This window comes from Pseudomonas sp. S07E 245 (genome assembly GCF_019599025.1).
GTDB lineage: Bacteria > Pseudomonadota > Gammaproteobacteria > Pseudomonadales > Pseudomonadaceae > Aquipseudomonas > Aquipseudomonas shirazensis.
Genome location: NZ_CP080625.1, coordinates 4956037 through 4982118, shown reverse-complemented (window position 1 = coordinate 4982118; position 26082 = coordinate 4956037). Strand labels below are relative to the sequence as shown.

The window sequence follows — 26082 nt, the reverse complement described above, 5'->3', positions numbered from 1 at the left end:
GCATGACGCGCCAATGGCAAGACCTGCACAGCCCCGATTCCAGCGCCAGTCTGTACTTGCGGGCCTTGAGCAAACGCAAGATCAGCGGTGACCAGTTACCCACCAGCGGCTTGCGTTGCTGGTTGCGGGTGCAGCCTGACAATCTCGCGGCCTATCGCCGGCTGTGTCACTTCACCGACAACGGTCGCTTGCCGGCCACCTATCCGCATGTAATGGCCTTCACCCTGCAACTGCAACTGCTGACTGCGGCAGACTTCCCCTTCCCGTTGCTGGGGCTGGTTCACCTGCACAACAGCATTCAGGTACTGCGACCGCTCGGCGCCATCGACGGGCTGCACTTCGCGGTGTATGCCGACAACCTGCAGCCCCACCCCAAGGGCGGCACCTTCGAACTGATCACCGAAGCCGAAGACGGCCTCGGCCTGCTCTGGCGCGAAACCAGCCGCATGCTGGTGCGCGGCCTCAAGCTTGAAGCAGCGGCCAGTGAGCCGGTCGAGGCCGAGCTCGCCAGTGAGCTGGCCGAGGTCACCCGCTGGTACGCCGACAGCGATATCGGCCGGCGCTATGCCAAGGTCTGTGGCGACTACAACCCGATCCACCTGAGTGCGCCAACCGCCAAGCTGTTCGGCTTCCCCAAGGCGATCGCCCATGGCATGTGGAGCAAGGCCATGGCCATGGCTGCGCTGGCCGGGCACCTGCCGGCGGCCGGCTATGTGTTCGAAGTGGATTTTCTCAAACCGGTACGTTTGCCGTCGGAGGTAGTGCTCAGCGCCAGTGCTGCCGGCGCGCAAGGCGAGCTGCGCCTGGATGGCCACGCTGACCTGCTGCACATGCTGGGCCGCTGGCAGCCGATTGCGCCGAACTGATCGGCAAACTTGCTTTACGTCGGGGCTGGCCGGAAGCTATGCGCCATTAGGAGAGCCCCGATGAACTTGCAAGAACTGACCACACGCCTGCACCAGATCCGCGACAACAACGACTGGCGCGGCTTTCACAGTCCGAAAAACCTGGCCATGGCCGCCAGCGTGGAAATGGCCGAGCTGGTAGAGATCTTCCAGTGGCTGACCGAAGACCAGTCGCGCCAGCTCGCCCCCGAGCAACTCGCCCATGCCGGCCAGGAGGTCGGCGACGTGGTCCTCTATCTGCTGTTGCTGTGCAGCGAGCTGGGGCTGGACATGGACCAGGTGGTGCGGGCCAAGCTGGCCGACAGCGAAAGGCGCTTCGCGCGATGAACGACCGTCATTTCGATCACCTGGCCACGCGCTTCGCAGAAAAAATCTACGGCGGTGCCAAAGGTGCCATCCGCTTGGCTGTGCTCCAAGCCGACCTCGCTGAAGCCTTGCCCGATCGCCCGCTGCGTATTCTCGACATCGGCGCCGGCCTTGGCCACATGGCGCTGTGGCTGGCCGAGCGCGGGCATCAGGTGACCCTCGCCGAGCCGGCGGCACCGATGCTCGATGGCGCCAGGGCCCGCTTTGCCGAAGCCGGGCAGACCGCGACTTTCATCCAGGCCCCCTGGCAAGATCTGCTTGGCCAGTTAACCGAGCCTTATGACCTGGTGCTGTGCCATGCCGTGCTCGAGTGGCTGGCCGAACCCGAGACCATTCTGCCGGTGCTGCATCAACTGACGGCGCCGGGTGGCTGGCTATCGCTGGCATTCTACAACCGCGATGCACTGGTTTACCGCAACCTGCTCAAGGGCCATTTCCGCAAGCTGCGCAGCAATCACCTGGCCGGGGAGAAGCAGAGCCTGACCCCGCAGAAACCACTTGATCCGCGCGAACTGCGCGCGCAACTTGAAGGCCTGTGGGCGGTCGAAACTGAAAGTGGCGTTCGCGTGTTCCACGACTACATGCCCAAGGACTTCCAGGACAAGGCCGAGCTGCTCGACCTGCTCGAGATGGAGCTGGCTCACCGCCGCCACCCAAGCTTCGCCGGCCTGGGCCGCTACCTGCATTGGGTCTGCCGCCCGCTCTGACTGCACCGCGCCAGGAGGAACCATGCTCAACCGTCTTGTCTGCCTGGCCCTGCTGCCCTTCGCCCTGGCCGCGTGCCAGGGCACCAACCCGTATGTGGCCAGCGGCAAGCCGATCCCGCCCGCCCCGGCCAGTGCCGCGACCACCTTTGATCGCAGCGCCTACCCAAGCGCGCCACGCGACTACGGCCGCTATCGCAGCTGGGGCTGGCGCAATGGTCAGTTGCCCAGCGGCACAGCCAACGCCGACCCCGCGCAACTGGCCGATGCCGTCAGCGGCGCGCTCGATCAGCACGGGCTGCGCCCGGCGCACAATGGCCAGGCGGATCTGTTGGTCAGCGCCGACCTGCGCCTGGAGCGACGCCTGCGCCAGGTCCGCGATTACGACTACGATCCTTACTACGGTGGCGCACCGTATGGCGGCATCGGTTATGGCGGCTACCGCAACGGCTACGGCGCGTACGGCAGCGTGCCGATCGTGCGCACCTACCAGGTTGAGGTGATGGTGGTTCACATCGCCTTTTTCGATGCCCGTGATGGTCAGCCGGTGTGGAGCGCCAGCGCCGAAAGCGGCGCCGACAACGACTCACCACGCGACCGCGAGAGCGCTCTGCGCGAATCCGTGCACAAGGCACTCAACGGCTATCCTCCCAGTTAACGCTTAACGGAGAAACCACCATGCTGCGCAGTCTCGTTGTGTTGTCCCTGGCGTTGCTGCTCGGCGCCTGTTCGAGCAATAACGTCCAGCAGGATTTCGACGCCAGTCGCGATTTTGCCGGCTATCGCACCTGGGCCTGGCAGGAGCCGGCCTTGCAATACCGCCCGGACGATCCACGGATCAAGAGCGACCTCACTGAACAGCGGATTCGCCAGGCGGTCGAGCAGCAGCTCGATCAACGCGGCTTGCGCCTGGCCCAGGCTAACGCTCGCGCAGACCTCAAACTGCGCGCCTACCTGATCGTCGAGCAGCGCCAGCAGCAGATCACCACCAACTATGGCGGCGGCTGGGGCGGTTACTGGGGTGGCTATTGGGGCGGGCCGATGTACAACGAAACGCGCAACGTCGACTACAAGGTCGCGACCATTCAGGTCGACATGTTCGACGGCCGCGATGACAAGCTGGTCTGGCGCGGCAGCGCCGAGCAGATCATGAACCGCTACCCGCCAAGCCCGGAAGAGCGTAACCAGGCGATTCAGAAGACCGTCGACCAGGTCCTCAGCCAGTATCCACCAGGCCGCGCCAAATAGCCCTGAGCGCCACAGGTTCGCCTGTGGCGCATCACGCGCTGCCATCAAGGCAACTCGCCATCACTTTGACTACACTCCTGACACCGCCGCCACGCTGCATGGCTGAAGGTCGGCAAAGGAGTGCCTGTGGGTACGCGTTCTGCCCTGCGCCAACGCGGCGCAATCGGCCTGATGGCGGCGATGACGCTCGGCCTGGCGTTGCTGTTTCTGTTGTTGGTAGTCGACAGCGGCAGACTCTATCTTGAGCAACGCAAGTTGCAGCGGATTGCCGACATGGCGGCGCTGGAAGCCGCCGGCCAATCCGCCGTGTGCACGGGCAGCGGCCCACAAGCCAGCGCCATTGCCCGCGCTGCGGCGACCCGCAACGGCCACTTGCCGGAGGATCCGCTGCAGGCGCTTTGTGGCTACCTGCAGACCGGCGCCAACAGCGTGCGCGCCTTTACCAGCAACAATGCCCGTGCCGAAGTGATCAAGGTTGATGTCAGCCATACGGTCACTACCAGCATTGCCGGCGGCGTGTTCGCGCTGGTGCGCAACGGGCAGCTGCCAGCCACCTCGACCTTGCGCGCCAGCGCCGTGGCGGCCAAGCCCCTCCCCGCCCAGGCCATGCTGCGCATTCGCACTACCCTGGTTAACCTGGATTCGCGTCAGTCGAGCTTGCTCAACGGCCTGTTGAGTGCGCTTGGCAGTACTGCACAACTCAGCCTCGCCGGCTGGCAGGGTATCGCCGACACAGACATCAACCTGCTCAAATACCTCGATCAGTTGGCCATCGACCTCAAGGTCAAGGCCGGCGACTACCAGCAACTGCTCAACGCCGACGCCACCCTGAGTCAGTTACTCAACGCCGCCGCCAAGGTCTTGCAGCAAGGCGGCGCTGCAGTGGATGTAGTGACCAATCTGGGCAATCTGGCGGCCGGCAGCGCCAACGGTACCCTGCTCAATCTGGGCGAACTGCTGAACATTCAGAACGGCACCGCCCAAGCCGGCCTGGATGCGAACATCCAGCTGCTGCAAATGGTGCAGGGGGTGATCCAGCTGGCCGCCAGGGACAGCGCGGTAACCGCCGATCTGCCGCTCAGCGTGCTAGGGCTGCTCAACGGCCGCGTGCGCATCAAGGTGATCGAGCCGCAGCAGATCTCGGCAATCGGCGACCCGAGCAAGGATCAACTGGCTGTTCACACTGCGCAGATCCGGGCCCTGATCTCCCTTGACCTGCCGCTGCTGGGTGGCATCGCCGGGCTGCTCAATGCAGTGCTCGACCTGGCCGCGCCGTTGACCAATATCCTCAACAATCTGCTCAGCCTCAATCTGTCCGGCACGCTGCAATCGGTAGGCTGCGCGCTCGGGATACCGTGCAAGGTCAGCGACATCAAACTGCTCGAAGACAAGCTGCACATCGACATCGGCCTGGAAGTGGCCGAGGCCAGCGCGATGCTCACGCCCACTGCGGCGGATGCGTTCAGTTGCTCACCCAAGAGCCTGAAAACAGCGTCGCGCAAATCAGCGGTAAAAATCGCGGTTGGCAAATTCGATACCCCTGAGACTTTCTTCACCCAAGGCACCACAGCAGTCAAGGCGCTGCCGCTGATCGACATCGGTACCAACTATTGCAGCCGCCTGCTGATCCTGCCGCCCTCGTGCGGCACCCGGGTGCCGTATGCCGGTGGCGGCATCGGTGTGCGGGTCAACAGCAAGGTCCTCGGCAGCGGCCCGCTGGACCTGCCGTTGTTGTTCAAAGCCAGCAGCGAACCGCCGAACATCGGCCTGGCGCCGGCGTATCTGCCGTTGGCGGACACCCTGGTGGTCGCCAGCCTCAGCGACACCCTCATGGGGATTCATCTGGAGGCCTACAAGCCCACCAGCAACAGCGCCCTGGGCGACATTCTGGTGCTGACCGCCGGCCTGCTCGACGGCGTCAAGCTACTGCTGGAGCCAGTGATCAAAAGCCTGCTCAGCCCCCTCCTCGATCCATTGGTCAACGCCCTGCTGAAGGTACTCGGGATCGACCTCAACAACGCGGCCGTGGGCGCCAACCTGACCTGCGCCGGGGGCCGCGCTCAGCTGATGCTGTGACATGGCAGGCGAATACAGAAACAGGCACCGTCGCCCTGATTGCTCACCTGCAGACTGCCGCCCATGGCGCTGACGATGCCATGACTGACCGACAGGCCAAGGCCGGTACCGACGCCGGCAGGCTTGGTGGTGAAGAACGGTTCGAAGATGCGCTCATGTAGCTGGGGATCGATGCCGCCGCCGTTATCCTGCACCCACAGCACCACGCTGCCCGGCTCAAGGCTCTGGTGCAGGCTGATCGCCGCGTCGCGCCGCCCCAGCCCAAGCAATGCATCGCGGGCGTTGACCAGCAGGTTGATCACCACCTGTTCGAGCTGATCCTGATGGCCAAGCACTTGCGGCTGTTCATCTGGCACGCTGGTCTCCACGCTAACGCCTTTGCCGCGCAGGCCTTCATCGAGCAACGCCACCGCAGCAGTCACTGCGGTCCAGGCCGGGAACCACTCGCGCTCTACCTCCGAGCGCCGGCCGAACACGCGCATATGGTCAACCAGCCGCGCCACGCGATCGGTCTGCGCTTCGATCCGGCGCAGCTTCTCCAACAGGTAGTCGGTTTCGGCCAGGCCGCTTTCCACTCGCTTGATGGTGTTGACGGTGGCCATCCGGATGACATTCAGCGGCTGATTGATCTCGTGCAGCAGGCCGGTCGCCAGTTCACCCAAGGTCGCCATCTTGGCCCCTTGCAGCAGTTGCTGCTGGCTGCGCCGCACTTCGGTGTTGTCGCGCCCGACAGCCTGGATTTCCAGCAGTTGGCCGTGCTCGTCGAACAGGCCGCGGTCGGCCCAGATCCACCAGGCGTGCTCGCGGCCGGGCAGCTGCAGACAGATTTCGCTGCTGCTCAGCGGCTGCTCCGGGGTCAGCTGCCGCAGCCGCTCGACAAACGCTGCGCGCTGCGCCGGCGACAACCACTGCCCCAGATCCATCCCTACCAGTTGCTCCGGCGTGCATTGCAGGTAATCGGCCAGTGGCCGGTTGCCGAACATCAGGCTCAGGTCAGGCCGGTAGCGGCAGATCATCGCGGGCGAGTCTTCTACCAGCACCCGATAGCGCTCTTCGCTCTGGCGCACGCGCTCAGCCGCTTCGGTGGCCTCGCTGACATCCAGCCACAGGCCGACCACTTCCAGCGGCTGGCCGAGGTCATCACGCAGCAAGCGCGCTTCATCAAGAATCCAGTGATAACCGCCGCGGCTGTCGCGCAGGCGCACGCGGCAGCGGGCCTGGCCCTCGCGCAGCAGGTCGCGGGTGCGTTGCAGCCACAGCGCATGATCATCCGGGTGCACGGCCAGGCCAGGCTGGCGCGCCTGCTCGCTGTCGGCCGCCCAGCCAAGCATGGGCTGCAAGCTGGCGCTGAAGAATTCGCTGTGCAGCGCGCCGTCGCTGCAGCGCTGCACATAGATCACTGCCGGCGAGCTGGCGATCAGGTTTTCCAGCCGGGCCCGCGCGGCGCTGGTTTGCAGCTCCTGGGCCTTGAGCGCACTGACGTCGAGGATGAAGCCGCGCAACTGGCGGCCCTGCAGTTGACCTGCCCAATGCAACCAACGCGGTGCGTCAGTGCCCGGCAGGCGCAGGCTCACACTCAGCTCGCGGCCCGCCCAGGCTTGCTCAAGCGCCAACTGCAGCGGTTCGCGGTCGGCCGGATGCAGCCGCGCCAACCATTGCTCCAGGCTCACTTGCGCAGGCAGCTCAAGGCTGGCGGCAAGGCATGGGTCGAGCTGCAGCGGGCCATTCAGCGACCACTCCCACCAACCCGCGCCCAACTGCTGCTGCAGCTGCTGCAGATGCCGCGCCTGATGCACGCTGCGGGCGTGGTGCAGGTGGCCCAGCAGCGGTTGCAGCAGCGCCTGCATCAGGGCCTGTGCTGGCTCGCCCTGCAGCGGCGTGGCGACACCGGCGCACAGCAGCCAGGCTTGCACCTGCGGCCCTTGCCGATAAGGCAGCAGGCATAGGCCGGGGTCGGCACACAGCGCCTGCAACTCGGCAGACGCAGGGCCATCGTGCAAGCCCTGCGCGGGCAACTGCGCCAACCACGGCTGCAAACGGCTGGGGTCAGGCCAGGGCCAGGTTGCGTCACTGCGGGCGTAGCTGCGCCACCGTTGATCGTCGCAGAGTAACAACTGCAGCGAGGCCGCTTGCCAGTGCTCGGCCAGGCGCTGCAGTTGTTCGCTGACGGTTTGCTGCAGATGCGCTTCACTGCAGTCGCGCAGGGCACGGCTGATATCGGCTGCAAGCTGCTGCTCGACCTGTTGTTGCTGCGTGCTGGCGTGTTCGTGCAGCAGGTCACCGATATCGAACAGCTGCAGCATCCAGCCCTCGCTCTGGCGCAGCAGCCAGCCGCGGGTGTGCAATGGCTGGCCAAGCACGCCATGAAAATCCAGGTCCAGTGGCTGCCCTTGCCAATCGGCCGGCGCCCCTTCGATCACCAGCCAACTGCGCCGCTGCAGGTAATCGTGCAGTCGCCCAGCGCCCGGCGCGGGCAAAGCGAGCACGCTGCGCAGCGGGCCGCCCAGGCGCAATACCCGCGCTTGATCGTCCAGCCAGACCTGCAGGCCGATCGGCAGCGGTGGGTGATAGTCTGCGGCCGGCTCGGCCGCCGTGCGCCAACGATCGAACAGGCCGCTCATAATTGCAGGCTCGCTTCGGCCTTGAGCCGCGTCGGCAGGCGTGGCACCTCGCCGATCAAGGGCAAGCGCAGCACCGGCACCAACGCGGTGAGGCGCTCACGGGGATAGTCGATGGTCACCGTCAGCAGCTTGTTCGCCGCCAGGCTGACCTGGGCATCGGTGGCCGAGCGAAAGCCCAGCGCCGCCGGCATCCACGCCAGTTGCTGGTCGATGGCCTGCCGGGCAACGTTTTGCACATCAGTGGCATACGAGGCACTGGTGGGGTCGAGGGCCACACAGCGGCGTACCGCCTCGCTGCTGGCCTGATTGAACGATTGCAGCATGAGCATCGGTAGCGCATAGCTGACCAGCCCGTAGAACACTGCAAAAAACACCATGAATACAGCGACAAATTCGATGGCTGCTGCGCCTTTTTGCCGTCCCGCCGGGCCTGCTTGCATGTTCGCGTCTACCCTGACTATGAAACCTGCCTCTGAGCATAGAAGTGTTCAACGAATAGGGATGGCGATTTGCCAATGCACAGCATAGTTGTCTTGATGTGGCTGGCCTTGTGTACTGAACAGGATGTCCGTGAACGGCAGATTTCCAACACGCTCACCCTGGGCGTGGCTGCCTGCGCCCTGGCCTGGCTGTTCGCCACCGGCAAGAGCTGGATCGGCGCCGATGCCAGTGAAGCCGGCTGGGCCCTGGCCATCGTCATGCTGTTGACCTTGCCCGGCTATATGCTCGGGCGCTTCGGCGCGGGCGACGTCAAGCTGATGGGCGCCCTGGCTCTGGCCACCAGTCATTACTACGTACTCGGCACCTTCATCGGCGCCGGCGTGGCTGTGTTGCTCTGGCTGCTGACGCGTCGGCGGTTGTGGAGCCTGCTCAATCCCAAAGTGAAAAAACGCTTGCAGATCCTCGCCGAACAGGTTGGCGACAAGCAGCCATTTGCCCCTTACGTGCTGGTCGGCTTCCTCCTGGCATCTGTATGGATCCAATAGCGCGACCTGCTGTCGCATAAGTTGTACAGCCTTTGTACATAATCACGAGGTCAGCCTACTTTCTATAGGACGAGCAGGTCTGGCATTGGAGCGGCACATGTTGAACAGGGAGTTGATCGTGAGCAAATCGGTAAGCGAGGTAAAAATACTTGTAGTCGACGACCAGCCGATAATCGTCGAAGAGTTATGTGAGTTTCTCGAGGAGCAAGGCTATGTCTGTTTTGCCGCTCACTCGACGGCTGAGGCGCTGGAGCGTTTCCAGGCCGACGATGGCATCGGCCTGATCCTTAGTGACCTGCACATGCCAGAACGAGATGGTATCGAACTGATGCGCGCACTCAAGGAGCAGGCCGGGCGCCAGCGCATGTTCGAGGCGATCATGCTGACCGGCCGCGCCGACAAGCAGGACGTCATCCGCGCCCTGCGCGAAGGCTTTGCTGACTACTACCAGAAACCAATGGACCTGAACGAGTTGCTGACGGGGGTACGCCGGCTGGAGCAGACCCTGCTGGAGCGGCGGCGCAACTTCCGCGAGCTGGGCACGTTGAATGAGCGTCTGCAGTATCTGGCCGACTCGATCGATGACCTCTATCAGGACCTGGAAAAGGCCCGTGGCCAGGGTGTGCACCGCCGCGCTGGCGATGCGCCGGAAAGCGAGGGCGAGCTGCCGGCAGTGTTCGATAAGCTGTCGCCACGGCAGATGGAAGTGGCCAAGCTGGTGAGCAAGGGCAAGACCAACTACCAGATTGCCTGCGAGCTGGGCATCACCGAGAACACGGTAAAGCTGTACGTCTCGCAGGTGCTGCGCCTGACCCACATGCACAACCGCACCCAGCTGGCGCTGGCCCTGACGCCGCGTATGTCACCACTGCACCAGCGCTTCACGACCCACTAGTTTTTCTCGGAGCTGACCTTCTCCCAGCGGAAGAAGTCCGGGATCTGATACTTGTAGCTGTCCAGCCAGCGCTGCATGGACTGGTCGCGTTCGCGAGCAGTCTGCTGCTGGGGCCTGCTCGACGCCTGCTGATTGCTCGACTGCACCCGCAGCAGTGCTTCGGTGGCAGTCTCGGCCGGCGGCGGATAGGTTGTTTCAGCCGCCAACGCGTCAATTGGGAAGGCGATGCAGGCAAGCAGGATCAACGATTTGAGCATGACGACTGTCTCCATATAGGCCGGTTGCCAGCGCCGCTGGCGTTGGCGATCAGCTGACTGGCGCCCGCGCAATGGCCTGCAATTGCTTGGCCCGCGCCTGGGCCTCGGCGAACTGCTGCGGCTTGAGGCGCAATCGAGCGACCAGATCAGCCGCCTGCTGCCAGTTGTCCTGCAGGAGCGACAAGGTCACTAGGTTGACTGCCGGCAACTGGTTGTCGTCCTTGAGCTCCAGCGCCGTGAGAAACTCGAAGCGGGCCTGTTCATGCCGGCCCAGATTCATCAGCACCACGCCCAGGTCATTGCGCACCTTTTCATCGGTCGGTGCCAGGCGCACGGCACGCTGCAGGTTCTGCAGCGCCTGCACATCATCACCGCGGGCCGAGGCCAACTGGCCCAGACCATGCTCGCCCTCGGCCGCCAGGCAGCCGCCGAGCAGGCTGCGGTACAACGGCTCGGCTTCGCTGCGACCAAGCAGGCGCGACACCTTGGCCTTGCGCAGGCGCACCTGGGCAAGGCTGTCAGGCAGCTCCTGCAGGTGCGCCAGGCTCGCGTGCGGGCGGCCTTCATTGAGCATTTCATCGGCAAGGTTCAGCGCCAGTTGCTGGTCAGCGTCCGGCTTGGCGCAACCGCCGCTGCCGAGCATCTGTGCCAGGCCGCCAGGCGCCTGTCCGGCGCAACCACTCAGGGCGAACACGCCCAGCAGTACCATCAATCGCTTCATCAGCCCTCCCCTCACGAGCCCAATGCCCGTGCCAACGCAGTCAAACCCGGCCCCGCCAGCACGATCAGCAAGGCCGGGAACAGAAACACCATCATCACTGCCGACATCTTTGCCGACATCTTCGATACACGCTCTTGCAGGCGTGTCAGGCGCCGGTCATCGAGCAGGGTTTTCAGTGCCAGTAGTGACTTCAACGCACCGCTGCCCTGTACCAGCAGCTGGCGGAGAATCACGCAGGTGTCGCTGAACTCGTCGACGGCCAGCAGGTTAGCGGTTTTCTCCAGCTCGCCAGCCAGGGTCAGGCCGGAGTCGACCCGCTGCAGAATCAGGCGCAACTCTTCGCTGATCTGCGGCACCAGCGTGCGGCCTTCCTGGCTCAACACCCGTAGCGCCTGCTCGACGGTCAGCCCGGTCTCGAAGAGGATGCGTAGCAACGGGATCAGCAAGCTGATTTCGTGGGCGATCCGCTGCTGACGACGCGCGGCGGCCACCGCCAGAAATCGCTTGGGCAGCAGATAACCCAGGCCCAACGCGCACAGCGGCAGCACCAGCCAATGACCAGCCCAAACCCCGTCCACGCCATGCTGCAGCAGCAGCGCCAGCACCACCGCCAGCAGCGGCAGACCCAGTTGCACCGCCGCAAACAGTGCGCGCTGGCGGCTGCGGCGCCAGCCCAGGCGATCGAGCAAGGTCTGGGTTTCGCCATCGAGCTTTTGCAGGCGCCGGCCCAGGCCACTGCTACCCAGCCATTGCAGCCAGTCACCAAAACGTTCTTGCCGCGCCAACTGGCCCTGCAAGCGCCGGGCAATCAGCAAGCGCGTGCGCAGCCGGCGCAGCAACTGCGCAGCCAGCAGCCCGCAGCCGGCCAACAGGCACAGCGCGCACAGCAGCCAGGCCGCGCTCACAGGCTCCTCATCATGCGCCACAACACCAGGCAGCCGAGCAACTGCAGGGCAAATGCCAGCAACAACAGCATCTGGCCCTGACTGTCGCGCCACATGCCCAGCAGGTAACTGGGATTACCGAGCAAGAAATAGCCGACCATGGTCAGCGGCAGCGCGCCGAGAATGCATGCCGTCACGCGGGTTTCGCCGGTCATTGCCTTGAGCTGGCGTGCGCCCTGCTCACGCTCGCGGATCAACTTGATCAGGTTTTCCATCAGCTCGCTGGCATTGCCGCCGTACTGCTGATTGATGCGCAGGCCCATGGCAAACAGGCGCAGCTCGGCCTGGTCATACAGCTCGGCCAGCTCGCTCACGGCAACGTCCAGGCTCACCCCCAGGCGCACATTGCGGCGCACCCGCTGCATGGCCGACTGCAACGGCTCGCGCGTACCATCGATACCGCCGAGCACAGCGTCATTGAGCGTGCGGCCGGCCTTGAGGCTGCGCACGCTGTAGTCGAGCAGGCCGGGCAGTTGCTCGATGATCAAACGCACCCGGCGCCGATAACGCCAGCTCAGGTACAGCCGACCCAGCACAGGCACACTCAGCGCAAGCATCAGTGCCGCCGTCCAGCCCGCTGCCAGTTGCGCGACGATCACCCCGGCCAGCCAGCCCAGCAGCCACGGCTTGGGGTTGAACTGCGCGGTGTCGAAACCTGCGCGTTGCAGCAGTGGATCAAACCAGTCACGGCGGGCCTTGCTGCTGTGCACGGCGCGAAAGGCGCGGCCCAGGCGCAGCAAGGTGCGCTCTTCGCCGCGCTTGTACAGGCCCTGGCGCAACAGCAGCAGTGCCACCCCCAGCAGCAGGGGCGACAGGGCCAGCAGCAGCGCCCCGCTCACAGCACACCGTCGTTGCGCAGCTTGGCCCCGGCGGGGTTCGGCGCATCGCGCAAGAACACATCGCCGCCGCGCCGGTCGAGGCGGAACAGGGTGTTGGTGACGTAGACGTCGTCGCGCACCCCGACCACTTCCAGCACCTCGCTGACACAGCGCCGGCCATCGGCCAGGCGGGTCAGCTGGATGACCACGTCGAGCGCGGCGCAGATCATCTGGCGCAGGGTCTTCTCGGCAATCTGCCGACCACTCAGGCCGACCAGCGTCTCCAGCCGCAGCAAGGCGTCCTGGGCGGTGTTGGCGTGCACCGTGCTCATCGAGCCGTCATGCCCGGTGTTCATCGCGGTCAGCACGTCGAGCACTTCGCCGCCCCTGATCTCGCCAAGCAGAATGCGGTCCGGGCGCATGCGCAGGGCGTTGCGGATCAGCTCGCTGGACTTGATCTCGCCATGCCCTTCGACATTCGGCGGGCGCGTCTCCAGGCGCACCACATGGGGGTGATGCAATTGCAGTTCGGCCACATCCTCGATGGTCACCAGACGCTCCTGCGGTGCGATCATCTGGCTGAGGATATTCAGCAGGGTGGTCTTGCCGGTACCGGTACCGCCGCTGACGAGGATATTGCAGCGCCGGCCCACCGCCCGTTCGAGGAAGTCGAAGATGGCCTGGTCGATGGCCCGAGTGGCGAGCAGGTCGGCGCCCTTGAGCATGTCGCTGCGAAACTTGCGAATCGACAGGCACGGCCCATCCAGCGCCACCGGCGGGATGATCGCGTTGACCCGGCTGCCATCCGGCAGGCGCGCATCAACCATTGGCGATGATTCATCCAGGCGCCGCCCGAGTGGCGCAAGAATACGCTGCATGACCCGCTCGACATGCTGCGCATCGATGAAGCGCAGGTCGGTCAATTGCAGCAAACCGGCGCGTTCGACAAATACCCGGTGCGGCCCGTTGACCAGAATTTCGGTCACGCTGGGGTCGCGCAGCAGCACCTCCAGCGGGCCATATCCGGTCAGCTCATCGACCAGTTCCTCGGCCATGCGCTCCATTTCATAACGCGAAAGGGCCAGGCGCAGGCGCGCGACATAGTCGCCGACCTGCTCGTAGACGAACTGGGTCAGCGCCGGCCGGGCGCCTTCGAGCAGGCTACGGCCGCTGTCTTCGATGCTGTCGATCACATGCCGGTGCAGGGCGCGCTTGAGCGCCTGCGGTTCAGCTGCAGCATGGCGTGGCCCGCCGAACAGTTCGTCGCCGCTCATTTGCTCCACCACAGGCGGCGCAGCCAGGTCAGGGTCGGTCGCTCAAGGCTCTCGGAGCGATGCGCCAGGCGCTCGCCAAGGCTGTGCAAGGCTTGCGTGAGGGCCTCGCGCGGGGCCAGCTCGAACAGGCTCAAGCCCTGATTCTTGGCATTCAGGCGCAGCTCCGGGCTGTACGGCAGTGCCTTGAGCAGCGGTAAGCCATAGCGCTTGGCCAGGGCATCGGCATCCGGCGCCAGGTTACGCAGGTAGCAGTCGACCAGCAGGCTGGCGTGCTCCAGCTTGATGCCGCGGTCGCGCCATTGATCGAGCACATCCAGGTTGCGCCGGCAGTCGAGGATGTTCTGGTCGGTATACACGATCAGCTTGTCGCAGTGGCTGATGATGGTGCGCAGGGCTTCGCTGTCGGCCTGCCCGGTCAGGTTGACGACGATATGCTGAAAGTGCTGGCGCAGGGCGCTGAGCAGCATGTACAGCTCGGCTGCGCTGGTATTACGCAAGGGCTCGTCGGTGTCGGCGTAGGCCAGAATGCGCAGACCGCTGTTGTCACGGCTGAAGGCGCTGTCGATCAATGAGGTGTCGAGGCGCCGCAGGTGGCGCAAGGCGTCGCCAAAAAAGAACGAGGCTTCCAGCCCGAGCAGCGCCAGGCTGTCGCCACGCGGCAGGCCCAGGTCGAGCAGCAGGGTCTGCTGGCCGCTGTCTTGGACTACCCGCGCCAGATGGGTGGTGAGCAAGGCCCCATCAGCGCCGCGCTGAGCACCATAGAGCACAGTGAGGCCGCCCAGGCTGGGGTTGCTGGACACCGCCGGCAGACGTTTGCCGAGGCGCCGCACCAGCCCGGCAACTTCACTCGAGCGCGAGCCGTAGGCAACGAAGTCACGCGCTCCGGCGCGCATGGCGTGCAACACCAGCTGGTTGTCCATGCCGTCGCCAAGGGCAACGATGGCCAGCATCGGCTTGGCCTCGAGTACGCCTTCGATCAGCGCGCACTGGTTGACCAACTGCTCACGGTCCAGGCCGATGAACACCAGGTTGCTGAAGGTCACGTCGACCAGTGCCAGCAGTTCATCGAGGCTGCCGCCGCTGGCGCCGATGACCTGGCCGAGCGGTGCCAAGGCGCCCTGCAACCAGTGCAGGTCTTCTTCATTGCGGGTGATCGCCAGGTAGGTCTGGTTGAGGCTGTCAGTCATCGTGATAACCCGCTACGGCCGTCGAAGTTGCCGTTTTCCATGAAAAACAAGCGGCCCCAGCTGGGGTCGTAACTGCGCAGACTTTCGCCGGGCAGCTCCGGCAGTCGGGCGTTGGCGGCCAGGGGCTGGACCAGATGGGGGGTGACGATCATCAGCAGTTCGGTCTCTTCACGCACCAGTGCCGACTGACGAAAGAACGCACCTAGCACAGGCAGGTTGCCGAGTCCTGGCAGCTTGTCTACAGAGGAGCGGGTATTGCTGCTGACCAGCCCGCTGATGATGAAGCTCTCGCCATCGGCCAGCGAAATGCTGGTGTCGGTACGCCGCACACTCAGCCCGGGCACCAAGGTACCGGCGATATTCACGGCATTGTTGTAGTCCAGCTCGCTGACCTCGGGTGCCACCTTGAGGGTGATGCGATCGCGGCTGATCACCGTAGGCGTCAGCGCCAGACGCACGCCGAACTCCTTGTACTCGATCGACACGTTGTCGCTGCCGGCGCTCGGCACCGGGATGGGGATTTCACCACCGGCGAGAAAACTTGCGGTCAGGCCGCTGAGCACGGTCAGGCTGGGACGGGCCAGGGTGTAGGCGAACCCGCTGTTTTCCAGCGCGCTGATGGCTGCCAGAAAGCGGCTGCTGCCGCCACCCCAGACGATGTTGAAGACATTGTCGTTGAGCGGGATCAGCGGCCGCGCCACCGGCACGTTGCCCGGCGAGACATTGACGCCTGGCACACTGCCTGGCGAGCCGATCAGGCTGTTGTTCGATCCACTGAAGAACAACCGCGCGCCGGCTTCCTTGTATTTGCTGCGATGCACTTCGACAAAGCGGATGTCGGCCTGTACCTGGATCGGCAGTTGCTCATCCTGCGAGGGCAGCGCCATGTCCACCGAGGCACTGCCTTTGACGAACAACATCGCCCGGTGCGGCGTCGCCGCGCAGGCAGTCCACAGCATCAGGCTGGTGCTGCCAGGCGCCAGCGCCGTCAGCAATACCGCGCGCGGGCCGCTGGCCTGCACGTCGGCCACCTTGGGTTCGCCGACGGCCACCCGGCTGATGGCCAGCGGCAGACGCAGCTCCTGTTGCAGGCCTTGGTCCATCTCGATCACCGAGGGCAACTCGGCCACCGCGGCACAGCCTTTGTCAGCCGCTTGCGCACAAGGCGCGGCGCCGAGCAGCGTCAACGCCAGGCACAACGGAGTGAATAACCGCGAGGAACTACCCATGGCTGCATCCTTGCTGGGTCAGGGGGCGTCTGCTGGCGCTTGGTTGTGGGCGCCGCGAATAATCTGCATGCCGGCCACAGCGCCGCTGGGCGCGGCCTTGGCTGGCGGCACCTGCGACAACTGACTGAACCTGAACAGCTCGCGGTTGGCGCTTTGCAACTGCGACTCGGCTTGGCGCTCGGCCCAGTAGCCGGCCAGCAGCTGCTCATCGGCGCTGCGCACTGCCAGGCGCAAGGTGCCGGCCTGGGCGGCGAGCATCAGCCGACTGGCCAGCGCCTCGGGCACGGCCAGGGCCACGGTGCGCGTGCCACCCGTGCCCAGCGCATCGCGCCGCGCCTGCTGCTCATCGGCGCTTTGCGCAGGTCGGCCGTCATTGGCCAGGCCGGTCTGGTCACCGACGCTGAGCACCCGCAGCGCGGGCAGCACGACTTGCGCCGACGCCTGTGGGTTGTTGTTTTCTTCGCGCAGAAACAGCAGCACATCGACGTAATCCCCCGGGCGCAACTGCCCTGCCGCACCGATCACATCGTCTACCGCCAACGCGACGGCGCGCTCATGTCGACGGATCATCCGCGCCAGCGGCCCACCACTCTGAAAGCTTTGCTCATCCAGCCACAAGCCCTGCGGCAAGGGGCGCGCGCTGCTGCGCCCGAGCACGTCTTCGAGCTGGCTGAAGGCGCCAGCAGGGACTACCTGCAAACGCTCGATCAGCACATCTTCAGCGGTGAGTGGGGTGTTGGCCGGGACCTGCCGAGCCATGATCACGATGGGGAAACGCGTAGGCTCCGGCACGGCTAAGGGCGCCGGCGCCGCAACTGGCGGCGCACTGGTCTCGACCACCGGCGGTGCGGCGACAGGCTCGGCCGGGCGGCTCAGCATCAGCCCCCAATAGCCGGCGAGCAGTGCTGCCAGCAGGAACAGACCGGCGAGGATCATGGTCAAGCGACTGCTCATTAACGCTCTCCTGTCCCTGGAAAACCATGATGGCCAAAAGTAACTATTTCGCTATTGCACGGTAGCGCAGAGCGGCTATTTCGCCATGAATACGGGGGGAGATTTGCAGCCGGCAAATTGACGCTTAACAAAAACAGGGGTTTAGCGCAGCTGTTCAAACCTAATACTTTGTAGTTAACGCCTTCTTACATTTGCAGGTCTGCACAGTTTGACGATGCTCTGATGGCAAAGGGGTATCACTGCACGCCGCCCCGCCACCGGCGCCCACCGCGCAAGGAGATGTGCCATGTTGCTGTTGAAGATCTATACCCGCTGCAAAACCTTTATCGAAAGCAAGGACGGCGCCTCGGGTATCGAGTACGCAGTGATCGCGGCGATGGTGGCCGTAGCGCTGGCGGCGTTCGTCACGCCGATATCGACCCAGGTAACGGCCTTGATGACGACCATCCAGACTGCAATTACCCGTTGAGTGGCCCAACCCTCAATTCTGCTGCGCACTCTCAAGCGACCAGGAGCGTTCCATGCTGACTTCTTCCTTGCGTCAACAGATTCTTCTGGTCGACGATGAGGAAGAGGCCCTGCTGGAGCTGGCCGAGTTGCTCGAGAACGAGGGGTTCACCTGCCATACCGCCAACTCGGTCAAGGCCGCGCTGGTGCTGCTCACCCAGCACCCGGACATGGCTCTGGTGATCACCGACCTGCGCATGCCCGAGGAGAACGGCATCGCCTTGATCAAACGCCTGCGCGATCACACGGCACGCCAGCACCTGCCGGTGATCGTGATGTCCGGGCATGCCGATATGGACGATGTCAGCGACCTGCTGCGCCTGCATGTGCTGGACCTGTTCCGCAAGCCGATCTATCACGCCCGCCTGCTGGAAACCCTGGATAACCTGTTCCCCAAGCCACGCATGCAGTCGGTCGGCTAGCGCCGCGACCGATATACCTCCGATGACCCGTACAGCACGCTGATCAGCCCTCAGCCACCGGCATCCACCTGAAATTCCACCCGCGCCGTCTCGCCGCTTTCATCGAGCACGCTCAGTTCGACCCGCCCGACCTGCTCAAAGCGCACCAGCAGACTGTCCTGACCGGACGTTTCGCCCAGCGGCTGGCCGTTGCGGAACCACCAGCGTTGGCCACCACCGCCCAGTGCCGAGACATAGAGTTGCAACGGCTCGCTGCTGGTCCTTGGGCGGCGCAGGTTGTCGCCGTTGCGCACGCCGACGATCGACAGCGGCGGCGCGCTGGCGGGCACCTGCGGCGGGCAGTTCGGGTCAATTGCCGGCAGCCGGGCCGCGCGCCGTTCGACCCGCGCCAGCCAAGGTTCCAGTGGCGCAGGCCAGAGCGCGATCTGTTGCGCCGTGGCACCTGGGCAACTGGCATCCACGCGCAACCCCTGCGGGTTGACCCAGACCGTGTCGCGCAGGCCCAGGCCGAGCGGCTGGTCTGCCGCCTGCAAGGTCGGCGGCGTGGTGCCGTCGAGGGTCCAGGCGAAGCGCAGGCGCCGGCAGTTGGCGTCCTGGCGCGGCATGGGCTGGCCGAGCGGCCAGCAGATCGCGGCCACCCCGACCGACGCCGGCACCTGCTCCACCGGTGGGCGAATACCGCGCTGGCTGTCGCGGTTGCTCAGCAGGTCGTGCACTTGCAGCATCAGCGGCGCCGCCGAGGCCAGGCCGAATTGGCCAGGCACCGGGGTGCCATCCGGGCGGCCGATCCACACCCCGATCAGGTAGCGCGGGCCGACCCCGACCGACCAGGCATCTCGAAAGCCATAGCTGGTGCCGGTCTTCCAGGCCAGTTGCGGGCGCTGCACCAGTTCGGCGTGCGGATCGCGGTCGGGCCGTGCCTGGCCGCTGAGAATCCGCCGGATGATCCACGCCGCACCGGGCGACAACAGCCGCCGTTCGAGCAGCGGATCCTGCGGTTGCAAGCGTACCTGGGCACTCTGCCCGGCCCGGGCCAAGGCTGCATAACCGCCGACCAGATCTTCCAGCCGGCTGCCGGCGCCACCGAGGATAAGCGACAGGTTGGGCTCGGCCAGTGGCGGCAGTATCAACGGCATACCAGCCATGCGCATCTGCGCGGCAAAGCGTTTGGGGCCGTAGGCTTCGAGCAGTTGCACGGCGGGCAGGTTGAGCGACAACGCCAGCGCCGAGCTGGCTGACACCGGGCCGCTGAAACCCATCGAGAAGTTGCCCGGCCTGTAGTCGCCATAGCGCCGCGGCACATCCTGCAGAAGGGATTCGGAATGGATCAGGCCGTCGTCCAGGGCCATGCCATACAGGAACGGTTTCAGGGTCGAGCCGGGCGAGCGCAGGGCGTGCACCATATCGACATGACCAAAGCGGCGGGCATCGCCGATGTCGATCGAGCCGATGTAGGCACGGGTGGCCATGGTTTGTGTCTCGACCACCAGAATCGCCGCCGAGGTGCGCTCCGGCAGGCGTGCGCGCCAGCCCAGCAGCAAGTCTTCGAGCCGGCGCTGCAGCGAGGCATCCAGGGTGGTGCGGATCAGCGGCGGGCTGTTCGCCGTGTTCAGCCTGCGGGCCAGCAGCGGCGCCAGTGCCGGCTCCTGCCGCGGGGCGAGCAGCAACGGCTCTTCTCGGGCTTCGGCGACTTGCTGAGCCGACCACACCTGATACTCGCCGAGGCGCTGCAAGACCTTGTCGCGGGCCTGCTGCGCACGCTGCGGATGACGGTCTGGGCGCAGCCGGCTGGGGGCCTGGGGCAGCACCGCGAGCAAGGCGGCTTCGGCCGGGGTGAGCTGTTTCGGTGACTTGCCGAGATAAGCCCAGCTGGCCGCCGCCACCCCTTGCAGGGTGCCGCCGAAAGGAGCGCGGTTCAGGTAGATCTGCAGGATCTGCTGCTTCGACAGGTGCCATTCCAGCTGCAACGTGCGCCACAGTTGTCGCGACTTGCCAGCCAGGGTCCGCTCATGCGGATCGAGCAGGCGCGCTACCTGCATCGACAGGGTGCTGCCGCCGGACACCACGCGGCCGCCGCTGAGGTTGAGCCAGGCAGCCCGAGCGAGGGCCAGCGGGTTGACCCCGGGATGGCGATAGAACCAGCGGTCTTCGTAGGTCAGCAGCGCTTGCAGGTACAGCGGCGACACTTCATCGGGGCTGACCGGATAACGCCATACGCCATCGGCATCGGCAAAGCGCCACAGCGGCGTACCGTCCTCGGCCAGGACCACCCGGGCAAGGTCGTCGGCCGGCATCGGCAACGGCCAGATGCGATCGGCCAGCCAGAGCAGGCCGACCAGCAGCAGTGCACCGGCAATACTGGTTTGCAATACACGCAGCGCACGATGGCGCGGGCGTATTAAGCTTGGCATGGGGAACCGACCTGGCCAGGTAATGGCCAAAGCCTTGGAATGATCATCAGGACGCGACTATGCATGTAGAAGGTTTTTTTGAATGGCTGGGGCAGGCACTGGGGGCGGTGATCCGCTTCATTGTCGATGGCTTGAGCGGGCTGTTCAATCTGCTGGCCAATGCCGGCGGCAATTTCATCGACGGGCTGGCGCGCACGCTGGGCATGGATACCTCGCTGGTCAGCATCCTCGCCTTGATCGTCGGTTTGCTACTGTTGTACTCGGCAATCCGCGCGTTCATGCGGGCCTCGATCATCGCCGGGATCATCTGGCTGGTGCTCGGCTTGTGGGTCATGAGCTGGATCATTCATTGACTGGAGATTGCCGGGAGGGCTGCGCTCTCCTTTCGCGACACAAGGCCGCTCCTACACAGACCGCGTGACGCCCGGGCGGCGCGGTCCTTGTAGGATCGGCCTTGTGTCGCGAAAGGGCTGCAAAGCAGCCCCAGCGATCTCGAGCCAGGCACAAAGCCCGCCTCAGCGGCCCTTGACGGTCATATCTCCCTGACTCTCGCCTACCGCCTGCAGATTGGGCCGGTACATCGACTCCACCTGCGGCGGCGGCACCCGGTAGGTACCCGGGGTCACGGCACGTGCCAGGTACAACAGATGGGTGGTGCCGTAGCTGTCCAGTTTCAGGGCAGCGACATAGCGGTCATCACGGTACTCCTGATGCACCACGCTGGCGTTCTGCATCGACTCGCGCCATTCCTTCACCGCACTGCTGGCGTTGTCCAGGCTGGCTGCGCTCTGCGCCAAGTTCTGGTTCTCCAGCTCAAGGCCCGCCGGCAGCAGGTCAACCACCAGTGCGTCCGGCACTTGGGTCGAAGCACGCAAGGCCAGGTGCACCAGCACCAGCTCACCGCTACGCAGATTGCGCAGATCCACCGGCTGACCGTTCATGCCCAGATACTCGCGGCGGATCTCCATACCGTTACTGCTGGCCGGCGGCGCTTGGCGCGGGTAACCGGACAGGGTCAGTTGCTGATAAAGGGTGTCGCTGCCCTGGTTCTGCAAGGTCAGCGGCGATGCCAGTAACGGCCCTTCGAGCTTCATCCCCGATTCGACGTTGTTGAACTCGCGCACCTCGCCGGCGCTGTCCAGCCGCGCCTGCCACTTGCCTTCAGGTTTACCCAGCAGGCCGCGGCCCGCGAGGAACAGCGCATTGCGCTCCTGGGTCGACAACCAGCGGTTGGCGGCCAGTTCGTCAGACAAGGCAAACAGGCGCTGATCGACCTGATTGGTGGCCAGGTTGCTTTCCTGGAGCAAGGCGAGGATCAACGCCTGGTCACGCACTGCACTGCCGTAGTCGGCCATCCAGCCCTTGCCGCGGCTGATCGCCAGGCCCGCTTGCAGCGCTTGCTGAGCACGTGGCTTGTCGCCCATCTTGTCCAGTGCCACCGCCAACTGCACCAGCGGCAGACCGGAACGGGCATCGCTACGGCGCTCGAACACTGCGCGCAGGGCACCCAGCGGCGCCTGCTGACTGCGCGCCAGTACCAAGGCGGCGTAGGCTTGCACGGCAAAGCGGGTGTGCTCGGCGTTGTCGCTGTAGTTGACCTCGATCATATTGCGCTCCTGCAAGTACCGCAGCAGCCGCTCGTTGGCCTTTTTCAGCGCTTCAGCCGGCACGCCATAGCCCTGCTCGCGAGCACGCAGGAGGAAGTCGGTGACATAGGCGGTCAGCCAGTATTCTTCTTCACTGTCGGAGCTCCACAGGCCAAAGCCACCGTTGTAGCGCTGCATGCCCAACAGATGCTCGATGCCCATCTCGATCTTGCGCTTGCGCACATCGGCAGGCTCGCCCTTGATGCCGAGGCGTTTGAGACTTTCGGCATCGGCATAGAGCGACGGGTACAGGCCGCTGGTGGTCTGTTCCAGGCAACCATAGGGATAGGCCTCAAGCGCACGGATCTGCTCGGCCAGGTTCAGCGGCGGCCGGCTCGACAGGGCCAGGCTGGCCTCAAGACCGGCCGGCTCGAACTCAGCCAGATCGCTCTCCGGCAGGCTCCACGGCTGATCCTTGAGTGCCACGCGGTAGTGTTTGAGCATCGCCGGATAAGCCGGGCGCACGCCCAGTTTCCACTCACGCTCAAAGCTGCTGGCGGCTTCACCCGGCAGTTGCAGGCCGTTGACACGCACGCGCAGGGTGCCCTGGCCGAGACCGCCCAAGGCCTGCACCGGGATCATCAGCGTCTTGCGCTGGCCCTCGGCCAGGGCAACATTCTGCTGACTGCCGGCCGCCAGGCTCAACTGGCCTTCACCGCTGAGTTCGACCGTCAGCTGCTGAGCGCGCCCGGACAGGTTGGCCAGATCCAGCGCCAGGCTGGTGCGGTCACCACCGGCGAGGAAGCGCGGTGCCGACAGCTCGGCGATCAGCGGCGCGGCGACCACGGTCTTGCCTTCGGCCATGCCGAACTGCTCGTCGTTCCAGGCCTGGGCCATGATCCGCAGTTCACCGTTGAAGTCGGGGATATCAACCGTTGCTTCGCCCTCGCCCCTGTCGTTGAGGGTCACCGGCAGGCTCTGCTGGGCAACGATGGTCACCGTGGTATTGGGCCGCTTGCCGCCCTTGGCCAGCGCGGCGTCACCACCAAAGGCCAGGCTGGCCAGACGGCCCTGCCCGGCTTCGATCAACTGGCCATAGATATCCAGTTGGTCAGCACCATAGGCCTTGCGCCCGAACAGGCTGGCGAAAGGATCAGGGGTCTTGAAGTCGGTGATATTGAGGATGCCGACATCCACTGCGCTGAGCAGCACATGCACCTGTTTAGGCACGCTGCCGTCGGCAGCGGTAGCCTTGAACTTGACCGTCAAAGGCTGCTTGGGACGCATCTTCTCGGGCGTCTGCAGGGTCAGGGCCAGCTTGCGCTCGGCCCGATCCAGTGGCAGATGGAGCACGCCGACCGCGCGTTTTGGCGTGGCGTTGGCCTTGCGCTCACCCGGGCGAATCACCAGCGCACTGATGTACAGGTCGTGCCGCGCCCACTTCTTGTCCAACTGCACGTCGAAGGTCTTGCCTTCGGCGGGCACGTCGATTTCCTGCCACCACAACGGCCCATCGCTGGATTCGATCATCAGATAGCCGCTGCCGGCTGCAGGCGGCGTGACCGTGACCTTGGCCGTGGCGCCGTCGGCATAGGACGGTTTGTCCAGGGCTAGCTTGACCTGATCCGGGCGCACCGCGCCGCCTTCGGCATTGTCCTGAGCGCGGTAACCGGCCCAGAAGCGTGCACTGGACACCAGCCCGGTCTGCGGGTCTTCAACCTCGACCCGGTACGGGCCCCACTCGACCTGGAAGTTCAGCTTGGCGGTGGAGCCGGCTTTGACGCTGACGGTCTCTTCGCTCTGAGTCAGGTACTTCTCGTTGTAGTTGTAGCTCCAGCCGTCGCTCTGCGAGTAGTTCCAGTAGTAGTCGCGGCGCTCACGGATCAGCCGCACCTTGAGGTCGTCGGCGGCCAGCTTGGCACCGTTGCGGTCGGCTACCAGCACTTCGAATTCGACCGGGCCATCACCATCGGTTTCTTCACCGTCGAACAAACCGCGCAGGCCAGGCAGGCGCTCGGCCGGCCAGATCGGTTGCTCAAGGCGGCGGGTAATCGGTCGGCCGCCGGACTCCTGCAGGCTGGCCTGCACACTCAACTGCAGCGGCGAACGGGCCTCGCTCCAGCGGCTTTCGATGTCGATGGTGGCCTTGCCGGCCTGGTCGAGGGTGACTTCGTCCAGCTCCAGATCCTGACTCAGCTCGGTTTCGGTGATCGACCCGAACTGGTAGCCGGGCAACGCCGGCACTGCTTCACGCAGCGGCCGCACGTAGGCCTGGCCACTGAGGCGGTTGCCCGCTGCCGGGGCGCCATACAGGTAGCGGCCATTGACTTTGATCTGCGCGGTCTGCTCGGGGCTCAGCGGCGTGGCGCTGCCCTTGAGTTCAAGCGCCAGACGCTCGGGCAGGAAGTCTTCGACGAGGATCTCGAAAACCTGCTTACGGCCACCGCCGAGATCGAGCAGCAACTGCCAGCGACCGGTCGGTGCCTCGCTCGCCAGTTGCAGCTGATATTGATAGAGGCCATTGGCATCGGCCTCCCAGACGAACTTGCGGCTGACCTGCTCATCTGGCCGGCGCACCTCGACGCTGACTGGCTGCGCCTTGACCGGCTTGCCATCCTGATCACGCAACAGGCCATTGAGCAGCACGGTCTCGCCCGGGCGATAGAGGTCACGCGGGCCGAACACGAAGAACTGCAGCGGGTTGGCCTGCGGCCCGGTGATGTCGAACTCGGCCAGGTCGAGGGCGGCGGTATTGAGCCGCAATAGAGTGGTGTGCACGCCCTGGGTGGCGATCAGGGTATCGGCCTTGTCGGTGATCGGCAGCTGGGCATGGCCGTCACTGTCGGTCTTGGCCTGAGCCAGCAGCTTGCCCTTGTCGTCGTGCAGTTCGAGGTTGACGCCACTGAGCGCCTTGCCGCCTTCCAGTGCCTGGGCGAACACATCCAGGCGGTCACGGTAACGGTGCGCCGAGACGCCGATATCACTCAGGGTGAACAGGGTTGCTGGCTGGGAATAGTCATAGGTGCCAGATGCACGCATCACCGCCAGGTATACGCCTGGCTCCTGCAGTGGCTTGATCCCGGCAATCGGCAGCAACACAGTCTCGCGGGTGTTGCGGGCAGGGTTGAGGTCGAAGCGCCCGCCGTAGACCAACTCGGCCATGTCCAGGGTTTCTTTGGACTGGTAGTAGTACAGGCTGCTGTTGCGGCCCCAGTTGGCCAAAAAGGTCGAGAGCATCTCCGGCTTGATGCGGAAGAACTCGACATCGACCTTGTCGACGTTCAGGGCAATCACCGGCAGGCCTTCGGCCAGGCGCGTCGGCAGCAACGAGCCTCGGCTGGCAAAGCCGATGGTGGCCTGCATGTCGCGGGTTTCCAGGCGGCTGACCGACTCGGCCGCGAGGCTGTTGCCATTCACCGCGAGCAGGCCCTTGTCCAGGGTCAGCACCAGCTTGCGCTGCGGTTCAAGGTGGCGCAGGCGCAATTCCATCTGGTTGTCGGAAAGCTCCCAGGCGCCGTCCACCTTGCCTTTGACGGTGTCGACCAGGTGCACCTTGCTGGCGAAGTCCTGCTTGGCATCGAGCGGCGCCGAGAAACTGATCGACAGCGCGCTGGCGCCGTCGAGCTGGGTTTCCGAGACATCGAGCACGGTCAGCTCGCGGCCTGCGTAGCGCTTGGCGAGCACTGCCGGGTCTTCCCGTTTGGCGGCCTTGGCTTCGGCCGGCGCAGTTGCCGCAGGCTTTTCGACAGCGGCAGTGGTGTCCTTCGACGAGGAATCACAGGCACTGAGCAATGCCAGCGCGCAGGCCAGCAACAATCCTTTGTTGAACATGGAGAGAAGACTCTTGGGCAGCGTGTTCTTGAGGCCTGCAACTATAGCGCAACGGCCAGCGGCTTACCTGCTGTCGCGTGGTAACTGCGAGCTTGTTCGCACGGGCGGCCGGGCAGCTCGCTAGAATAGCCTCGACGGCG

23 protein-coding genes are annotated in these 26082 nt (G+C 64.9%); 11 read left to right on the top strand and 12 right to left on the bottom strand.

The genetic code is table 11. The annotated features are described in order from the left end of the window. Nucleotides 1-2: 2 nt before the first annotated feature. The 6 genes from K3F44_RS22840 to K3F44_RS22815 all read left to right on the top strand — a co-directional run bounded on the left by K3F44_RS22840 (nucleotide 3) and on the right by K3F44_RS22815 (nucleotide 5299). Nucleotides 3-866, top strand: a complete 864-nt coding sequence (locus tag K3F44_RS22840; RefSeq protein ID WP_220633019.1) for a MaoC/PaaZ C-terminal domain-containing protein — start codon at nucleotides 3-5, stop codon at nucleotides 864-866. Nucleotides 867-926: 60 nt separating this feature from the next. Next, nucleotides 927-1232, top strand: coding sequence for a MazG-like family protein (locus tag K3F44_RS22835; protein WP_101316140.1), 306 nt, complete (start codon nucleotides 927-929; stop codon nucleotides 1230-1232). Continuing rightward, nucleotides 1229-1978 (top strand): methyltransferase domain-containing protein, encoded by a 750-nt coding sequence (locus tag K3F44_RS22830; protein WP_150571465.1) that lies wholly within the window; start codon nucleotides 1229-1231, stop codon nucleotides 1976-1978. The genes K3F44_RS22835 and K3F44_RS22830 overlap by 4 nt, the downstream gene beginning before the upstream one ends. A 22-nt stretch (nucleotides 1979-2000) precedes the next feature. Beyond that, nucleotides 2001-2633: a DUF4136 domain-containing protein gene (locus K3F44_RS22825; protein ID WP_101316136.1), complete on the top strand. Its 633-nt coding sequence runs from the start codon at nucleotides 2001-2003 to the stop codon at nucleotides 2631-2633. Between the two features lie 20 nt (nucleotides 2634-2653). Next, nucleotides 2654-3223, top strand: a complete 570-nt coding sequence (locus K3F44_RS22820; protein ID WP_220633018.1) for a DUF4136 domain-containing protein — start codon at nucleotides 2654-2656, stop codon at nucleotides 3221-3223. Between the two features lie 126 nt (nucleotides 3224-3349). Next, nucleotides 3350-5299: a pilus assembly protein TadG-related protein gene (locus K3F44_RS22815; RefSeq protein WP_259407010.1), complete on the top strand. Its 1950-nt coding sequence runs from the start codon at nucleotides 3350-3352 to the stop codon at nucleotides 5297-5299. Here K3F44_RS22815 and K3F44_RS22810 read toward each other — a convergent pair. Both K3F44_RS22810 and K3F44_RS22805 read right to left on the bottom strand, forming a co-directional pair. Continuing rightward, nucleotides 5284-7920 carry a PAS domain-containing sensor histidine kinase gene (locus K3F44_RS22810; protein ID WP_220633017.1) on the bottom strand — a complete coding sequence of 879 codons (2637 nt, stop codon included), beginning with the start codon at nucleotides 7918-7920 and terminating at the stop codon, nucleotides 5284-5286. The two genes, K3F44_RS22815 and K3F44_RS22810, sit on opposite strands and share 16 nt — an antisense overlap. Beyond that, nucleotides 7917-8360 (bottom strand): TadE/TadG family type IV pilus assembly protein, encoded by a 444-nt coding sequence (locus tag K3F44_RS22805; protein ID WP_101316130.1) that lies wholly within the window; start codon nucleotides 8358-8360, stop codon nucleotides 7917-7919. The genes K3F44_RS22810 and K3F44_RS22805 overlap by 4 nt, the downstream gene beginning before the upstream one ends. A gap of 75 nt (nucleotides 8361-8435) precedes the next feature. Here K3F44_RS22805 and K3F44_RS22800 point away from each other — a divergent pair, with 75 nt between their 5' ends. Together K3F44_RS22800 and K3F44_RS22795 are read left to right on the top strand one after the other, a co-directional pair. Beyond that, a complete protein-coding gene (locus K3F44_RS22800; protein WP_150571460.1) occupies nucleotides 8436-8906 on the top strand; it encodes a prepilin peptidase in 471 nt (156 codons plus the stop codon). 97 nt (nucleotides 8907-9003) lie between these two features. Beyond that, nucleotides 9004-9801, top strand: a complete 798-nt coding sequence (locus K3F44_RS22795; protein ID WP_101316126.1) for a response regulator transcription factor — start codon at nucleotides 9004-9006, stop codon at nucleotides 9799-9801. Here K3F44_RS22795 and K3F44_RS22790 read toward each other — a convergent pair. Genes K3F44_RS22790 through cpaB form a run of 8 tightly spaced genes read right to left on the bottom strand, consistent with a single transcriptional unit; the run spans nucleotide 9798 to nucleotide 17185 of the window. Next, nucleotides 9798-10058: a DUF3613 domain-containing protein gene (locus K3F44_RS22790; protein WP_101316124.1), complete on the bottom strand. Its 261-nt coding sequence runs from the start codon at nucleotides 10056-10058 to the stop codon at nucleotides 9798-9800. The genes K3F44_RS22795 and K3F44_RS22790 overlap by 4 nt on opposite strands. 49 nt (nucleotides 10059-10107) lie before the next feature. Then, nucleotides 10108-10779 (bottom strand): tetratricopeptide repeat protein, encoded by a 672-nt coding sequence (locus tag K3F44_RS22785; protein ID WP_220633016.1) that lies wholly within the window; start codon nucleotides 10777-10779, stop codon nucleotides 10108-10110. Between the two features lie 11 nt (nucleotides 10780-10790). Beyond that, on the bottom strand, nucleotides 10791-11684 hold the full coding sequence (locus K3F44_RS22780) for a type II secretion system F family protein (protein ID WP_188035266.1): 894 nt from the start codon (nucleotides 11682-11684) through the stop codon (nucleotides 10791-10793). Continuing rightward, complete coding sequence (locus K3F44_RS22775; RefSeq protein ID WP_101316120.1) at nucleotides 11681-12562, bottom strand: type II secretion system F family protein; 882 nt, start codon at nucleotides 12560-12562, stop codon at nucleotides 11681-11683. The genes K3F44_RS22780 and K3F44_RS22775 overlap by 4 nt, the downstream gene beginning before the upstream one ends. Then, nucleotides 12559-13815 carry a CpaF family protein gene (locus K3F44_RS22770; RefSeq protein ID WP_150571458.1) on the bottom strand — a complete coding sequence of 419 codons (1257 nt, stop codon included), beginning with the start codon at nucleotides 13813-13815 and terminating at the stop codon, nucleotides 12559-12561. The genes K3F44_RS22775 and K3F44_RS22770 overlap by 4 nt, the downstream gene beginning before the upstream one ends. Continuing rightward, nucleotides 13812-15002, bottom strand: a complete 1191-nt coding sequence (locus K3F44_RS22765) for a pilus assembly protein (protein WP_101316116.1) — start codon at nucleotides 15000-15002, stop codon at nucleotides 13812-13814. Before K3F44_RS22765 ends, K3F44_RS22770 begins: the two co-directional genes overlap by 4 nt. After that, the gene (locus K3F44_RS22760) at nucleotides 14999-16231 is read right to left on the bottom strand and encodes a type II and III secretion system protein family protein (protein WP_101316114.1); all 1233 of its coding nucleotides are present in this window, start codon (nucleotides 16229-16231) and stop codon (nucleotides 14999-15001) included. Before K3F44_RS22760 ends, K3F44_RS22765 begins: the two co-directional genes overlap by 4 nt. 18 nt (nucleotides 16232-16249) lie before the next feature. Then, nucleotides 16250-17185 carry a Flp pilus assembly protein CpaB gene (cpaB, locus tag K3F44_RS22755; protein ID WP_220633015.1) on the bottom strand — a complete coding sequence of 312 codons (936 nt, stop codon included), beginning with the start codon at nucleotides 17183-17185 and terminating at the stop codon, nucleotides 16250-16252. 286 nt (nucleotides 17186-17471) lie between these two features. On the opposite strand from cpaB, the gene K3F44_RS22750 reads away from it, so the two are divergent. Then, nucleotides 17472-17654 carry a Flp family type IVb pilin gene (locus K3F44_RS22750; RefSeq protein ID WP_101316110.1) on the top strand — a complete coding sequence of 61 codons (183 nt, stop codon included), beginning with the start codon at nucleotides 17472-17474 and terminating at the stop codon, nucleotides 17652-17654. A gap of 52 nt (nucleotides 17655-17706) precedes the next feature. Then, nucleotides 17707-18114, top strand: a complete 408-nt coding sequence (locus K3F44_RS22745; protein WP_101316108.1) for a response regulator — start codon at nucleotides 17707-17709, stop codon at nucleotides 18112-18114. Between the two features lie 50 nt (nucleotides 18115-18164). On the opposite strand, the gene pbpC is transcribed toward K3F44_RS22745, so the two are convergent. Continuing rightward, entirely contained in the window at nucleotides 18165-20525 is a 2361-nt protein-coding gene (gene pbpC / locus K3F44_RS22740; protein ID WP_220633014.1) for a peptidoglycan glycosyltransferase PbpC, read from the bottom strand. A gap of 59 nt (nucleotides 20526-20584) precedes the next feature. Between pbpC and K3F44_RS22735 the strand changes: the two genes are divergently transcribed. Continuing rightward, the gene (locus K3F44_RS22735) at nucleotides 20585-20878 is read left to right on the top strand and encodes a hypothetical protein (RefSeq protein ID WP_101316104.1); all 294 of its coding nucleotides are present in this window, start codon (nucleotides 20585-20587) and stop codon (nucleotides 20876-20878) included. A gap of 162 nt (nucleotides 20879-21040) precedes the next feature. Here the strand turns inward: K3F44_RS22735 and K3F44_RS22730 are convergent, their stop codons facing one another. Next, nucleotides 21041-25942, bottom strand: a complete 4902-nt coding sequence (locus tag K3F44_RS22730; protein ID WP_220633013.1) for an alpha-2-macroglobulin — start codon at nucleotides 25940-25942, stop codon at nucleotides 21041-21043. Between the last annotated feature and the right edge of the window lie 140 nt (nucleotides 25943-26082).

Excerpts from the sequence above, each read along its gene's own strand:
- K3F44_RS22840 (WP_220633019.1), top strand. The coding sequence starts at position 3 with ATGACGCGCCAATGGCAAGACCTGCACAGCCCCGATTCCAGCGCCAGT.
- K3F44_RS22835 (WP_101316140.1), top strand. The coding sequence starts at position 927 with ATGAACTTGCAAGAACTGACCACACGCCTGCACCAGATCCGCGACAAC.
- K3F44_RS22830 (WP_150571465.1), top strand. The coding sequence starts at position 1,229 with ATGAACGACCGTCATTTCGATCACCTGGCCACGCGCTTCGCAGAAAAA.
- K3F44_RS22825 (WP_101316136.1), top strand. The coding sequence starts at position 2,001 with ATGCTCAACCGTCTTGTCTGCCTGGCCCTGCTGCCCTTCGCCCTGGCC.
- K3F44_RS22820 (WP_220633018.1), top strand. The coding sequence starts at position 2,654 with ATGCTGCGCAGTCTCGTTGTGTTGTCCCTGGCGTTGCTGCTCGGCGCC.
- K3F44_RS22810 (WP_220633017.1), bottom strand. The coding sequence starts at position 7,920 with ATGAGCGGCCTGTTCGATCGTTGGCGCACGGCGGCCGAGCCGGCCGCA.
- K3F44_RS22805 (WP_101316130.1), bottom strand. The coding sequence starts at position 8,360 with ATGCAAGCAGGCCCGGCGGGACGGCAAAAAGGCGCAGCAGCCATCGAA.
- K3F44_RS22800 (WP_150571460.1), top strand. The coding sequence starts at position 8,436 with ATGCACAGCATAGTTGTCTTGATGTGGCTGGCCTTGTGTACTGAACAG.
- K3F44_RS22795 (WP_101316126.1), top strand. The coding sequence starts at position 9,004 with ATGTTGAACAGGGAGTTGATCGTGAGCAAATCGGTAAGCGAGGTAAAA.
- K3F44_RS22790 (WP_101316124.1), bottom strand. The coding sequence starts at position 10,058 with ATGCTCAAATCGTTGATCCTGCTTGCCTGCATCGCCTTCCCAATTGAC.
- K3F44_RS22785 (WP_220633016.1), bottom strand. The coding sequence starts at position 10,779 with ATGAAGCGATTGATGGTACTGCTGGGCGTGTTCGCCCTGAGTGGTTGC.
- K3F44_RS22770 (WP_150571458.1), bottom strand. The coding sequence starts at position 13,815 with ATGAGCGGCGACGAACTGTTCGGCGGGCCACGCCATGCTGCAGCTGAA.
- K3F44_RS22765 (WP_101316116.1), bottom strand. The coding sequence starts at position 15,002 with ATGACTGACAGCCTCAACCAGACCTACCTGGCGATCACCCGCAATGAA.
- K3F44_RS22760 (WP_101316114.1), bottom strand. The coding sequence starts at position 16,231 with ATGGGTAGTTCCTCGCGGTTATTCACTCCGTTGTGCCTGGCGTTGACG.
- cpaB (WP_220633015.1), bottom strand. The coding sequence starts at position 17,185 with ATGAGCAGTCGCTTGACCATGATCCTCGCCGGTCTGTTCCTGCTGGCA.
- K3F44_RS22750 (WP_101316110.1), top strand. The coding sequence starts at position 17,472 with ATGTTGCTGTTGAAGATCTATACCCGCTGCAAAACCTTTATCGAAAGC.
- K3F44_RS22745 (WP_101316108.1), top strand. The coding sequence starts at position 17,707 with ATGCTGACTTCTTCCTTGCGTCAACAGATTCTTCTGGTCGACGATGAG.
- pbpC (WP_220633014.1), bottom strand. The coding sequence starts at position 20,525 with ATGCCAAGCTTAATACGCCCGCGCCATCGTGCGCTGCGTGTATTGCAA.
- K3F44_RS22735 (WP_101316104.1), top strand. The coding sequence starts at position 20,585 with ATGCATGTAGAAGGTTTTTTTGAATGGCTGGGGCAGGCACTGGGGGCG.
- K3F44_RS22730 (WP_220633013.1), bottom strand. The coding sequence starts at position 25,942 with ATGTTCAACAAAGGATTGTTGCTGGCCTGCGCGCTGGCATTGCTCAGT.